Raw genomic sequence first — 13,268 nt, 5'->3', positions numbered from 1 at the left:
TCCGCAGTGCCAAAGCACGACTTGCGGAAGCCCTGGAACAGGCCGCTGCGGAAGCGATCTCGTCGATTACTGCCGACAACGCTGTCGCTTGGTTCCGCCACTGCGGCTACAGGGTACAGCAACCATGAATCCGCTCTAGCCTTGGTATCGCGAGCCATGCCACGTTTTACCGCGTCCGGCGGCTGTGGTTGAAGCATGATCGCCGGCATGCCTGGCCCGCCAAATCTTAGCCCCGTAAGTTGCTGTTCCACGGCGATTTACGGGCCATCTTTGCCGCCAAATCCGGCCACTTCTATGCTAGAATTAAGACAGGTCGGGCGGCGACTAAGTGCAAGTAAATTCAATAGTTTGACGCGAATTTTGGCGGCCCGAAAGCGGGCGCGTCCAGCGTTCGGATTGTGCCCAAACTCGGAGATCAATGGCGAGCAAAGAGAACCTGAACGCCGCGCTGGCAAACGAGGCGAAGGCGGAAAAAAAGAGCGGCAACGGCAGCGCCAACCACGGCAATGGCGAGTACACCGCCGATTCCATCAAAGTGCTGGGCGGCATGGAAGCGGTGCGCAAGCGCCCCGCCATGTACATCGGATCGACCGGCGAGCTCGGCTTGCATCACCTGGTCTACGAGGTGGTGGACAACTCGGTGGACGAGGCGCTGGCCGGATATGCCGACCGCGTCGACGTCACCATTCACATCGATAATTCCGTCACCGTAGTGGACAACGGCCGCGGCATTCCGGTTGAGGACATGGATGTTGACGGCGAGAAGCTGCCCGCGGCGCAAGTGGTGATGACCATGCTCCACGCCGGCGGCAAGTTCGATTCTTCCACCTACAAAGTTTCCGGCGGCCTGCACGGCGTGGGCGTGAGCTGCGTCAACGCTCTCAGCGAAGAACTCAACCTGGAGATCAAGCGCGATGACTTCACCTGGGAACAGAGCTATTCCAAGGGTGAGCCTACCAGCAAACTGAAGAAAGTCGGGCCGGCGAAGAAGACCGGCACCAAAGTCCACTTCGTTCCCGACAGGGAGATCTTCACCGCCACCGAGTACAACTTCGATACCCTGGCGCAGCGCTTGCGCGAGCTCGCGTTTCTCAACAAGGGCCTGGTCATCACGCTCACCGACGAGCGCGCCACCGACAAGACCGGGGAGAACAAGAAGCTGGAGTTCAAGTACACGGGCGGCATCGCCGAATTCGTGAAACACCTCAACAAGGGCAAGACTGTGCTGCATGACCGGCCTATCTACATGGAAGCCGAGCGCGACGGCGTGGCCATGGAAATCGCGCTGCAGTACAACGACGGTTACTCGGAAAACGTCTTCAGCTTCGCCAACAACATCAATACCGTCGATGGCGGCACACACCTCTCCGGCTTCCGCACCTCGCTGACGCGCACCATCAATTATGCCGGCCAACAACTCGGCCTCTTCAAGGACGTGAAGGAAAATCTCAGCGGCGACGACGTGCGCGAAGGACTGGTGGCCGTGATCAGCGTCAAGCTGTCGCAGCCGCAGTTTGAAGGGCAGACCAAGGGCAAGCTGAATTCCGATATCGCCGGCATTGTGCAAGCCTTCGTCAATGAGCGCCTGGGAGCGTTCTTCGAGCAGAACCCGCCGGTGGCGCGCAAGATCATCAACAAGGCCATCGAGGCGTCGCGCGCGCGCGAGGCGTCGCGCAAGGCACGCGATCTCACCCGCCGCAAGGGAGCGCTGGATGGCGGCGGACTGCCCGGCAAGCTCGCCGACTGCTCCGAGCGCCAGCCGGAACGCTGCGAGCTGTTCCTGGTCGAGGGCGAAAGCGCCGGCGGAACCGCCAAGCAGGGACGCGACCGCCGCTTCCAGGCCATCCTGCCGCTAAAAGGCAAAATCCTCAACGTCGAAAAAGCGCGCTACGACAAGATGCTCGGGCACGAGGAAATCCGCGCCATGATCACCGCCCTGGGCACGGGCATCGGCAAGGACGACTTCGATCCCGCGAAACTGCGCTACGGCAAGATCATCCTCATGACCGACGCCGACGTGGACGGCTCGCACATCCGTACCCTGCTGCTCACGTTTTTCTTCCGCCACATGAATGAGCTGATCAAGCGCGACAACGTGTTTATCGCGCAGCCGCCGCTGTACGGCATCAAGAAGGGCAAGTCCACGCAGTACATCAAGGACGACCGCGAGTTCGTGCGCGTCATGGTGAAGCGCGCCTCGGAAGGCATCATCGTGCGCTACGGGCAGGGCGCCGCGCGGCTGGAAGGCGCGCCCCTGACACGCTTCATCACCACGCTGAACGAATATATCGGCTTCCTCGACAAGGTCAGCCGCCGCCTGCGCAGCGAGAAAGTGCCGGAGCTGGCGGCCCGGCTGGATCTCGCCAAACGCGCCGACTTCGAAGGCGAGAAGAGCGCGCCTCCGAAGAAGGTCAAGGAACTTGAGCGCGAGCTGAAGAAGATCGCCAAGGAAGAGGAATTCAAGAGCGTCGAATCGAAGTTCGACGACGAGCACAATCTCTGGGAGGTGCGCTTTGTCAACGCGCAGGGCGCCGAGCACCTCATCGGATGGGAACTGGCCTCCACGCCCGAGTACCGCCAGATGATGGCCAAGTACAAGCAGATCGCCGAGTACATGGAGCCGCCGTTCGTCATCGAGTTCAAGACGCGAGAAGCGGGCGCCAACGGCAGCAAGGAAAAAGAAGAAGACCTCAGCGACACCGAAAAGGCCGAACTGGAAAAGGCGGAGAAGAAAGCGCCCAAGGCCGCCAAGCGTGTCAAAGTTGATGCCGAGCCGGTGGAGAAGCAGACCGTCCGCGAGCTGTTTGACTACGTGCTCAACGAGGGCAAGAAGGACTTCACCGTGCAGCGTTACAAAGGCCTGGGCGAAATGACCGCCGAGCAACTGTGGCTGACTACCATGGACCCCGAGCGGCGCACACTGCTCGTCGTCAAGGCGGAAGATATCGAGGCCTGCGAGGCGATTTTTACCACGCTGATGGGCGAGGATGTCGAGGCGCGCCGGAAGTTCATCGAGGAGAATGCGCTGGATGTGAAGAACCTGGATATCTAAGGAGTCAGTGGTCAGGAGTCAGCGGGGCGGGAGGGATCCCGCCCTGAACTTTTTGGCGCGAAGATTCGCCTATGTCATTCCAGTAAAGAAGTCCGCAACATTTGACCGGCACGCCGTTCTATGTTCGGAACAAATCGCGAGTGCGTTTTGTCTATGAACAAAGGAGACACACATATGTTCGGCGTAATCACCGGGGTGTGGGAAAGAAATCGTCAACCATTCGGAGCGGCACTGGTCACCGCCGTAACCCTCGTCACGCTGCTTTGGTTTGTGCACACAAGGCCTATTCCGGTACGCGACCGGGCGGCGACAGGTCTTGCTCTGTACTCCGCACAGACGGCGCAGGAACATGTTTCTGAACGCTTGGCGAGTTCCGCCGCGAAGCTAAGCGTCAGCGGCGGCATAGTGGGCGGGGTGCCCGGAGGATTCGACAGTCCGCAGATTGTCCGCACTGCGGCACTGCGCATTCTGACGTCCCGCCCAGGCGATACCGTCGAACAATTGTCGGCGTTGGCGACGCGCTACGCGGGCACGGTGCAGAGTTCGACCGTGAGTGGGACGGAACGTTCACAGGCGGCGCAGTTGGTGCTGCAAGTGCCGGCGGGCCGATTCGACGAAGCGCGTCGCGAGATTCGGAAGCTTGCATCGGGCGTAGAGCAGGAGAGGACGGACGCGCGTGACGTCACGCACACGCTCGTCGATCGGGATGCCAGGTTGCACAACCTGCGAGCCGGAGAGGCGGAATACCTCGCGATTCTGAAACGCGCGGACAAAGTCAAGGACATTGTCACGTCACGGAGAAGCTCAGCGAAGTACGTGGCGAGATCGAGCGAGTCGACGCCGAGCAGCGTTACCTAGCGCACCAGGTGGAGATGGCGGCAATCACGGTCGACATCAGAACCGTTGCCGAAGCCGTGGTGCTGGGCTTGCATTGGCATCCGCTATACCAGGCAAGGCTCGCCGTCTTGAGTGTGCTGTCCGGCTTAGCTGACTATGCGGACGCCATGGTGCAGGTGATCGTGCACCTGCCACTCATCGCGCTGTGGACAGCGACGGTTCTGTTGATCGCCCGCGCCGCATGGGCAGTGCTGCGCCGCGCCTTACAGCTAATGTTTCCCCGAAAGGCTCAAGAATCAGTGGCGCAGGCGTAAACTCCGTGCGCGCGTGGTATTGGCGTATGCCATACCAGCGCGTAGGCTGATTCACGGAAACCGGTTGACACACGCCCCTGTGACGAGGCATGATGCTCCCGCGCATATGTCTCGCACTCGATTTAGCTACGCCTATTCGTTCCGCTACTTCTTCGGGAGTGGCGGCTTCGGCGGAGCTTGTGCGTACATTCCGTAGCAACTAGCGCAAAGATTCCGGACCGAAGCCGCGAACTCTCAGGGTTCGCGGCTTTTGCTTTTTCAGGAGACTCCACAATGTCGACCCAAGTATCTGACTGGCGCGCCGCCATTGACGTTCTCGACGGCCAGCTTCTCAACCTGCTCAACATCCGAGCCAAGCTGGCCTGCGAGCTGGCCAAGGTAAAGCGCCAAACCGGCATGGAGATCATTGATCCCGAACGCGAGCAACAGGTATTGGAGCGCGTCCGCCGGAGCAACGACGGCCCGTTCGACCACGACGCCATCACCCGCATCTTCCAGAGCATCATCCAGGAAGCGCGGCGCGTGCAGGCGGGCGCGGAATAGGAAATTGCGGAATCGGGTGGCCGGGTAATTGCGTAGTTGTGAACGCAAGAGCAATGCGAGCCGCCAAGCCGATTACCCGACTCGACAATTACCCGGGGGTCTCATGACGGCAACCCCGCGCACGTGCCGATGCTTCTAACGACATGCATGCTCACTTGGGCAATCATCTTTGCGGTCTGCGCCCTGATCTTCGGGCTGCTCGGCTTTTCCAGCCTGGCTGCGGGCTTCGCCACCATCGCGCGCTTCCTGCTGGCCCTGTTCCTGATCCTGCTCGTCCTGACCCTGATCTTCGGCAGCAGCCTGTTTCGCGCGCCACGCATTAGCACGACCGACGCGTCCCGTCCTTGGCGTTGCGTCCAAAATGCCCACAGATGTGGTTAATTTGCCACAAGCGGTTTCCGCATCCTCCGATGTAATCTACTCATCGTTAAATAGTTAGACGAAGATCGGAACTTCCCAGGCGGACGCGGGTCTGTCTTAACGTGCCCGCGCGGAGAGCGACCGGAACCTTCATTCTGGCTTACGAGCAAACAATCCGCAGTGCGGTCGAATGTGAAGGCGTAGGTCTGCACTCCGGCGCCCCGGTGCACATGCGCCTGCTGCCGGCTCCGGCAGGCACCGGGATCGTCTTCCGCCGGGTGGACCTCGACGGTTTTCTTGTCGAGGCCGACAGCCGCAACGTCGCCCGCGTCAGCTACGCCACCAGCCTAATGAAGAAAGGCGTGCTGATCTCTACTACCGAGCACCTGTTGTCGGCATTCATCGGCCTGGGCGTGGACAATGCGATCGTCGAGCTCGACAACCTGGAGTTGCCCATCCTGGACGGCAGCGCGCGCCCGTTCATGGACATGGTGATCAGTGTCGGACTAAAGACGCAACGCCGCCGGCGCGTGTACCTGCGCATCCGGCGCGAACTGGAGTTGCGCGAGGGCGACAAGTTCATCGCGGTGTATCCTGCACCGGGATACTCGGTTTCGTACGCCATCAACTTTCCGCACCCGCTGATCGGGCGCGAGAGCTTCGAGGTCGAACTCTGCGATGGCCAGTACCGCCGCGAGATCGCGCCCGCGCGCACCTTCGGCTTTCTCGAGCAGGAAAAGGCCATGCGCAACATGGGCCTGATCCGCGGCGCGTCGGAGCACAACGTGATCGTGCTGACGCGCGACCGCGTGGTCAACGGTCCGCTGCGTTTTCCCGACGAATTCGTGCGCCACAAAGTGCTGGACCTGATCGGCGACTTGGCGCTGCTCGGCCGGCGGATCATTGGACGCGTGGTCGCCGATCGCGCCGGCCACGCCATGCACACGGCGCTGGTCTCACGCCTGCTGCGCGATCGCACGTTGTGGGAAGAAACCACCGACGAAACCTCCGCCGAACCCGCGTACTCGCCGGCCGCCGAACTCCGCACGTAACCTCATCTTGGACCACCGGGAGACGGAGATCACCGAGACTGACGGAAGGGAATTCTGGGTCCTGCTCGCTGGCCTCGATGTCTCGGGGTGACGCGAAAGCCCGGCGCTACTGCCAGAATCTCCGTTTTACCGGTACGGGTACCGGTTTCTTTTCCGGATTCATTTTCTGGTTGAACCACTGCGCCAGGTGTTCCCTGACGCTGAAGGGCGGATTATCGAAGCGGATGCCGGCTTGGCATTCCCCGTCGACCCAGGCGATTGTGCCGGAGGTTTCAATCCAATTGTGCGTTCCGGGCAAAATGAAGTGCAGCGTCGCCACCGCTTTCATGTCCGGCGGCAGCGATTTCAGCTTTACCGCCATGCCGCCTTCACTCAGGTTGATGGCCGTGGCCAGAATCTCAAAATGGCGTTGGTTGTTCTTGTCCTCATATTTCAGGGTAATCGCCATGTCCACCGGGTGGCGGTAGTAGCGGCGGCGCTCGGCTATCATCATGCCGTGCACGGCGCGGAAGCTGTGCTTGGCGCGATCGGCGGTGATGGGCTTTTCCAGCGCCAGGTTGGCTCCCAGTTCGAACGCGCTACGCACGCTGGTGACACCATTGATGATGGCGAAGGCGGTGGAGGTCTTATTAGATGTGGTCAGACGCACGGTGCGCAGCACGTCGAGGGCGCCGTGCACGTCGTCGCAGTCGATGATGATGGCGTCCCATTTTTTGCGGGCCAGTTGCTCTGCCGCCTTGTCCGGCCCGGTGCAAACCTCGACGTCAATCTCCAGGTCGTTCAGCACCCGCCGCAACACGCGAATTACATCGTCGTCACGGCTCAACAGCAGCGACTGCAACGCCATCTCGTATGCCACCCCAGTGGCAGTGTCGACCTCCGATTGTAGTGCAACTGACAACCGTTCGCGTAGCGCAACAGGTTACGAACGTGTCGCTCTTGCGCGTTCGGGCGCGAAACGGGAAACTATTGTCGAATGCGGAAAATCGCCTATCTCTCTTTGGGATCGAATATTGGCGACCGTCAGGCCAACCTGCGGCGGGCCATCGAGCGCCTCTCGGAGCTGGGCGAAGTTACCGCCGTTTCCTCGTACTACGAAACCGAGCCGGTGGACTTCCTGGTGCAGCCTTGGTTCCTCAACTGCGCGCTCGCTCTTGCCACCGACCAGATGCCGCGGCAATTTCTCGCCGCGTTGCAGCGCATCGAGCGCGAGCTGGGCCGCAAGCGTCTTCAGCCCAAAGGTCCGCGCGTGATTGACCTGGACATCCTGCTGTTCGGCTCGTCGGTGGTGGAGACGGCGCAACTCACCATTCCCCATCCTGCCCTGCACGAGCGCCGCTTCGTGCTGGAACCGCTGGCCGAGATCGCCCCCGAGGTGCGCCACCCGGTGTTCAAACGCACCATCCGCGAGTTGCGCGACGCGCTTCCGCCGGGGCAGCGGGTGAAACGCTGGCAGCCGGATGCAACGCCGGAGCACGGAGGCACCCAGCAAAGAAGAATTAAGAATTGAGAAGTAAGAATGCGAATGCGGCACATTCGGCAGAGAGCCCAGTCATTCTATTGCGCGGCGAAAACATGGGCGGCAGACTAACGCGGGCGGAAGTGGACAGGGGAAGAAACCCAAAGGTGAACCACGGACTTCTACGGATGAACACGTTTTTTTCTTTCTTTGCTCGATCGGTGTGAATCCGTGGCGATCCGTGGTTAATCATTTCGAAAGCGCGGCCAGCGAATCCCGGAACAATGCGTCGAACGATGCTCCACTTCCTGACTTCGACGCCATCGCCACCGCGCGTTCCGCCGCCGTTCGCTGATATCCCAAATTCACCAGCGCCGAGAGCACGTCTTCTTGCGCGGGGGTTGCGGCCAGCGTGGGCGGCGCGGCGCCGAAGCCCTCCAGCTTGTCGCGCAGTTCCAGCACCATGCGCTCCGCCGTCTTCTTGCCGATGCCGGGAATCCGCGTCAGGCGCGCGACATCGTTGCTCCGGATGGCGCTCACCATGTCGAGGGTCGGCATGCCGCTCAGGATGGTAATCGCCAGCTTGGGCCCGATGCCGCTGACGGATATCAGCTTCTCGAAAAGCTGCTTCTCCTCTGCGCGCAGGAAGCCGAACAGCGCGATCGCGTCTTCGCGCACGTGGGTGTGGATGTGCAGCGCGACTTCGTGCCCGGCCGCGGGCAGCTCGGAAAATGTCGGCACGCTGATGGTGACGTCGTAGCCGACGCCGCCGGTCTCGACGATGGCCTGGTTCGGGTGCTTGGCGATCAGCTTGCCGCGTAGGTGCGCGATCATTCGGCTGTCAGCTCTCAGCTTTCAGCCGTCAGCTTACACCAGTTGCGCCGCGAGTTGAGGAGGTTCAATACAAGCGAAAATTCACTTCGACGTTGATCTGCACGGCGACCGGATTTCCGTTGAGCGTTGCAGGGTCAAATCTCCATCGACGCACGGCGTCAACTGCCTTGTCGTCCAAACCTGCACCCAAGGCGCGCTGAACTCGAACGTCGCGCACACCGCCAGATTCGTCTACCACCATCCACAACACCACCGTGCCTTGGTATCGGATCTGGCGAGCGGGTTCGGCGTAACTGGGGTCCGGCATTTTTTTGGGGTGCGGGGGAGTGACGCCGCCTTCAACCTTGTACGGCTCCTTCGGCGGAAGCGACTGCGGCGAACCTGGCGTTCCTTGCGTTTGTTGTGCACGAGACTTCCAATAATCGGGAACAAAGTCAGAGAGGCGTTCACCCGGGGCGAGAAAGACCTTCATTATCGCGGCACCAGCCGAGGTTTCGTCGAAACCAGCCGGCCGCGTGATCGAAATCTGTACCTGTTGCTTGTCTCGCAACTTTTTCCATTCTTCACTGCTTAGATGCCGTCTTAGGTTGTTGTTCTGCTCGAAAAAGTCCACGAATGTCTCAAAGAAGTCTTGCGACGGATTCTTGTCAGAACCACTAATCAGCAGCAGGCGCTCTCCGCGAATGTCGATGGTCGAACTGCCGCGCAGGTTAATTTGCTGAACTCGAATCTTTCCGTCCAGCGTCCAAGGGCCAACCCGCGAACCCGAGGCTGGATTCCCCTCGGCGTCATAGACCAGCTTGTGACCGGAAAGAAAATGACGTTGCGTCAGCACTTTTCCCGAGTACTCCGCATTGAGATGTTCCTCTAGACTATCGCCAGCGAATGCAGCCGTGTTCAACAGCACGATTACGGCGAATGCCAACCACGAACGATTGTGCAACAAGATTGGGATATTTTTGGCGCGTAGGTGCGTGATCATAGGAGGCTTCCAAGCCTCAGGCGCTAACGTCAGAGATATTAGCCGCGGTTGACACCGCATGCACGCGCATTTCTCGCCGCCAGGGGGGGCCCTTTGGCCTGCAGCCGCGGGCGGTGCTACGTTGCTCCGCCATGGAAACCGCAGGAGGATGGCATGAGGATTTCGCTCTCCTGGTCTTCTTCACGCAAAATGCTGGTGATCTGCGTCTACGTGCTGTTGTGCTCTGTCGTTCTTGCTCAGCACGACCATTCGACACCCGCCGCCAAATCGGTCTGCCGGGTCTCCGGATTCGGCAATGTGCATCACCCGGTTAGGACTACCAGCCCCGAAGCGCAGAAGCTGTTCGATCAGGGCATGGCGCTCGACTACGGCTTCAATCACAATGAAGCGGAGAAGTGTTTCCAGCAGGCGGCGAAGCTCGATCCCAATATGGCGATGGCGCAGTGGGGAATCGCCCTTGTCGTCGGTCCCAACTACAACCTGCCGATTGACGCGGAGCGCGAAAAGCAGGCGTACGACGCCATCCAGAAAGCCCGCCACCTCGCTGCCGACGGCCCGGCTGTCGAGCGCGACTACATTGCAGCTCTGGCCACGCGCTACACCAACCAGGCGACCGAGGACTATCACGCGCTCGATCTTGCCTACAACGCCGCCATGCGCGAGCTGGTAAAGAAATATCCCGACGACCTCGACGCCGCCACGCTGTTTGCCGAAAGCGGCATGAACCTGCCGAATGGGTCGGCCAGCAATTCAATGCCGCCTGGAAAAACGCCGACACCAAGCTCAAGATTGAAGATCTCTAACGGCCAGTAAAGCTAGGCTCGCTAGTCGATTCGCTTCGATTTCGAGACTGGTACCGCGCTTATTTGCAACGTAGCTGCTAGGCTTAACTCCAGGGCGATCTGAAGCCAGAGTGCCTTTTGTTCAGCGGGATCAGACAGGTGTGGCCAACCGATTATGTTTGTGTGACGCTCAAAGGGATGATTGTCTCTGAACGCCTGCAATTTTTGCATCAGAACGTCCGCGACATCAAGATCAGCGCGTGCGTAGACCTTGTCGCGGCCCGGATCGTTGCCCAACGTTGACTTGGACAAATCCCAAATTGCTCGGTCGGCCATGCCCGTGATATGAGCTGTTGACAAACTCTGGTGAGGAAACGGAGTAAATGCGTCGGGTTTCGCTTTATTAGCCGAACGCCAGTACTTGCTACGGCTATAGAGAAAACGTGAAAGCCGCTCCTCGGCCGCTAGTTCGATGGCCGCGCCGTGAACACTCCTAAGCGGTTCGCGACGCACCCTCAGCTTGTCTAGCCAACTGCGAAACGGCGTCAGCAATGCTTGCAGGAATGCCTTCATCAAACCAGTCCGTGCCGCGATAAGTACGATGTCCGTTTACCCACGCAAACGTGACTCGGCCGTCGCCGGCGATGCTGAGCGTAAGCGCTTGGCGTGAGCCAAAGAACCAGTCCAGACTGACGTCGCCATCGGTAGCCACCGAGACCTCGGGGAAAGGCGACGTTGTTGGCATAGTCTCAAGAAACGTTCTTGCCTTCCAGTACGACGCAAGATTTATTGGCTTCGCGCCGTAGCCATCCCAGCCTAAGCAAGACGCTTCGTCCCGCACTTCGTTCAACTGGTCGAGAGCGGTTTCCGCCGAACTCCGGACGCTAATACTGTCCAGTAGGTGCTGTCGAATGCGTTCCCTGAATTCCACGAGCTTGTCAGCCGAATCGCTGCGGCCGCTGGACCGTGCCGGGCTTATGAGTCCGGACCGGGGGTTTTGCAAGGAAGCGACTGCTGTGCTCATGCGTACATCTCCACTGTATGTTCAGTGATACTCGCAAAGAAAATGTCGTTCTTAAGACGTCGTAACTCCTCGAACATTTGCGGCATTAACGGATCCCCGGGCGCGATCGTTGCTTCGCGGAACGCATCAATGTCCAACAACACTGGAGTTAGCGTTGGGTCGAGAGCCGCCTCGACCGCCTGGGTAATGATTGCGGAGGAGTTGTGCTCTGACTCAAAAACCACAACGCGCGTGAGAAATTCGCGGATTGTCTGTGGAATCGGCGGTGGCAACACGGGTGGCGCCGCCAGATACTTGCTCAGTTGGACAGGCGCTGGGAGACGAAGACGATTTATGTACCGAACGGCCAGTCGCGTAACGTCGAGCGGTTTCGCTGATTCGATATACAGGTGCCACAGCCGGTAAGCTTCACTGAAAACCTCTTCCCACGTTGTATAAGGTTCCAGTTTGTTATACGTGAAACCATCCACTCGGAACTGAGCTACGGACTTGCGTCCCTGCGCTTCGAAAAGCCAACCGACATTTGATTGAACGGTGTTCTCGGCCGAAACTTTTCCCTGATCCAGCTGAAACCGAGCTTCAATAGACCTCATCGGTGAGCTCTTCGGGTATGTATTCGCGAGATTGTTCTTTAAGGGAATGAATACGTCCGCAGCAATACCTTCGCGCGGTAGCACCCGGATGTCGATGAGTGCCTCGGCGATTGGTGCACGGGAAAGGTGTTCTCTCGGTTTAGCCATTCCAATTCAAGTCGGCGGTTGCGAACCCGTTGCTGTCAGCGCCCCCTATCCTAAATACCGTCAGGTGACATCCGCACGATTTGCAGGGGCGTGCGAACCACGATTTTCGACTTCAACTCCTCAAACCTCTGCCGTGCCGGAGGATTGTCATTCAGTTCATCATCGATGAATTTTCGAACTGCCTTTTCAACGATCCGATTATGGGGGGCACCGTGATGCAGTTCGCAAAAGACCCATAAGTCTAACGCAAGGTCATCGGGGAGCTTGACCGGAAGACTCTTGCGCTTTCCAGGCACCGGTGCCGCGGCTCTTCGTCCCATCTAAGCCTACCTGATTCCAATTGGAGTATACCCCGACAATAGATATCTTTTGATATCAGAATGTGGTGATCCCGGATGTTATTTGGAAATATTGCACATTTTATCGTGCAACCGACACACTGCTATTCATCCCCGGCGTTTGTAATACACGTTGAACTCGAACCCCGGATTCGGCGGGAACAATGCTGCCGTCGCCCGCAACCGTTCGGCTAGGGCGCTGGGCGCCAGCAGCGGATACTCGCGCTCGCGCAGGTCGTGATAATCCACGTCGAGAAAAATCGCCAGCATATAAATCGCGATCGAGTCGGCAAACGAAGCCGTCAGGTACTCGTTGCGCGCCTTTTCCGCTTGCGGCCCGGGCATGGTCGCCAGCTTGCGCGTCTCGAACGCGTCCAGCGACGTTTCCCCGCGCACCCGGTCCTCCGCCTGCTTCCACGCCAGGTCGGCGAAGCTCTCCGCCACGCCCGCCTGCTCCACAAACGCGTGCGCCACGTTGATGTAGAACTCGAACGCCACCGAGAAGCGGTCGTCCATCAGCCGCGTGGAGATGAACACGCACTGCGAGTCGCCGATGTTCAGGTTGCGGTGGCAGACGGCGTTGTCGCTAAGGGTGATGTCGTAGCGCTCGGCGATCACCGTTTCCTCGCCCTGGCTCACCGCCAGCGGCACGAAGTAGTACGCCTTATGATGCAGCGCTGCGGCGATGCTGCGCGGCACCGCGGCGACCATGCGCTCCAGGTCGGCGGAGTTGATCGTCACCTCGCCCATGGAGGCGAAGCACACCCCGTTGGGCGCCTGCGATACCGGCGCCCGCCGGATTGCCTCCGCCGGGGTCAAGGTTGCGGTTTGTGTGATGTCAGCCATGAATACGGTAGCTGGTAGTCGGTAGCTGGACAGAAACCAAATCCGACCCGCCGGCTACCAATTCTAACGTATGTTGCCTGCGGGCATCTGCGATACCATGCGCCG

15 protein-coding genes are annotated in these 13,268 nt (G+C 59.6%); 8 read left to right on the top strand and 7 right to left on the bottom strand.

Translation table 11 applies throughout. From position 1 onward, the window contains the following. The first annotated feature begins 418 nt into the window (after positions 1–418). The 6 genes from gyrB to lpxC all read left to right on the top strand — a co-directional run bounded on the left by gyrB (position 419) and on the right by lpxC (position 6,158). Positions 419–3,052, top strand: a complete 2,634-nt coding sequence (gene gyrB / locus LAN64_06990; GenBank protein ID MBZ5567582.1) for a DNA topoisomerase (ATP-hydrolyzing) subunit B — start codon at positions 419–421, stop codon at positions 3,050–3,052. Between the two features lie 174 nt (positions 3,053–3,226). Continuing rightward, entirely contained in the window at positions 3,227–3,910 is a 684-nt protein-coding gene (locus LAN64_06985; GenBank protein MBZ5567581.1) for a DUF4349 domain-containing protein, read from the top strand. Continuing rightward, positions 3,796–4,203: a DUF4349 domain-containing protein gene (locus LAN64_06980; GenBank protein MBZ5567580.1), complete on the top strand. Its 408-nt coding sequence runs from the start codon at positions 3,796–3,798 to the stop codon at positions 4,201–4,203. Before LAN64_06985 ends, LAN64_06980 begins: the two co-directional genes overlap by 115 nt. 273 nt (positions 4,204–4,476) lie before the next feature. Continuing rightward, positions 4,477–4,746 carry a chorismate mutase gene (locus tag LAN64_06975; GenBank protein MBZ5567579.1) on the top strand — a complete coding sequence of 90 codons (270 nt, stop codon included), beginning with the start codon at positions 4,477–4,479 and terminating at the stop codon, positions 4,744–4,746. A 147-nt stretch (positions 4,747–4,893) separates the two neighbouring features. After that, positions 4,894–5,127, top strand: a complete 234-nt coding sequence (locus tag LAN64_06970; GenBank protein MBZ5567578.1) for a DUF1328 domain-containing protein — start codon at positions 4,894–4,896, stop codon at positions 5,125–5,127. Between the two features lie 131 nt (positions 5,128–5,258). Then, on the top strand, positions 5,259–6,158 hold the full coding sequence (gene lpxC / locus LAN64_06965) for a UDP-3-O-acyl-N-acetylglucosamine deacetylase (GenBank protein MBZ5567577.1): 900 nt from the start codon (positions 5,259–5,261) through the stop codon (positions 6,156–6,158). Positions 6,159–6,264: 106 nt separating this feature from the next. Here lpxC and LAN64_06960 read toward each other — a convergent pair whose 3' ends face one another. Beyond that, positions 6,265–7,059, bottom strand: a complete 795-nt coding sequence (locus LAN64_06960) for a PilZ domain-containing protein (protein ID MBZ5567576.1) — start codon at positions 7,057–7,059, stop codon at positions 6,265–6,267. Between the two features lie 75 nt (positions 7,060–7,134). On the opposite strand from LAN64_06960, the gene folK reads away from it, so the two are divergent. After that, entirely contained in the window at positions 7,135–7,668 is a 534-nt protein-coding gene (gene folK, locus LAN64_06955) for a 2-amino-4-hydroxy-6-hydroxymethyldihydropteridine diphosphokinase (GenBank protein ID MBZ5567575.1), read from the top strand. A 198-nt stretch (positions 7,669–7,866) separates the two neighbouring features. Here the strand turns inward: folK and ruvA are convergent, their stop codons facing one another. Together ruvA and LAN64_06945 are read right to left on the bottom strand one after the other, a co-directional pair. Continuing rightward, positions 7,867–8,451, bottom strand: a complete 585-nt coding sequence (ruvA, locus tag LAN64_06950) for a Holliday junction branch migration protein RuvA (GenBank protein MBZ5567574.1) — start codon at positions 8,449–8,451, stop codon at positions 7,867–7,869. 64 nt (positions 8,452–8,515) lie between these two features. Continuing rightward, positions 8,516–9,433 (bottom strand): energy transducer TonB, encoded by a 918-nt coding sequence (locus tag LAN64_06945; GenBank protein ID MBZ5567573.1) that lies wholly within the window; start codon positions 9,431–9,433, stop codon positions 8,516–8,518. 153 nt (positions 9,434–9,586) lie between these two features. Between LAN64_06945 and LAN64_06940 the strand changes: the two genes are divergently transcribed. Continuing rightward, positions 9,587–10,246 (top strand): hypothetical protein, encoded by a 660-nt coding sequence (locus LAN64_06940; GenBank protein ID MBZ5567572.1) that lies wholly within the window; start codon positions 9,587–9,589, stop codon positions 10,244–10,246. Positions 10,247–10,257: 11 nt separating this feature from the next. On the opposite strand, the gene LAN64_06935 is transcribed toward LAN64_06940, so the two are convergent. The 4 genes from LAN64_06935 to LAN64_06920 form a co-directional block, all read right to left on the bottom strand. Then, positions 10,258–10,788, bottom strand: coding sequence for a hypothetical protein (locus LAN64_06935; protein ID MBZ5567571.1), 531 nt, complete (start codon positions 10,786–10,788; stop codon positions 10,258–10,260). Between the two features lie 447 nt (positions 10,789–11,235). After that, a complete protein-coding gene (locus LAN64_06930) occupies positions 11,236–11,979 on the bottom strand; it encodes a TIGR04255 family protein (protein MBZ5567570.1) in 744 nt (247 codons plus the stop codon). 50 nt (positions 11,980–12,029) lie between these two features. Further along, on the bottom strand, positions 12,030–12,299 hold the full coding sequence (locus LAN64_06925) for a hypothetical protein (GenBank protein ID MBZ5567569.1): 270 nt from the start codon (positions 12,297–12,299) through the stop codon (positions 12,030–12,032). Between the two features lie 126 nt (positions 12,300–12,425). Continuing rightward, positions 12,426–13,163: a hypothetical protein gene (locus LAN64_06920; protein ID MBZ5567568.1), complete on the bottom strand. Its 738-nt coding sequence runs from the start codon at positions 13,161–13,163 to the stop codon at positions 12,426–12,428. Positions 13,164–13,268: the final 105 nt, after the last annotated feature.

It is taken from the genome of Terriglobia bacterium (genome assembly GCA_020073185.1).
In the GTDB taxonomy this organism is placed as follows: Bacteria; Acidobacteriota; Terriglobia; order Terriglobales; family Acidobacteriaceae; genus JAIQGF01.
The sequence above is the reverse complement of the archived record's forward strand: the minus strand, read 5'-3'. Positions and strand labels throughout refer to the sequence as shown.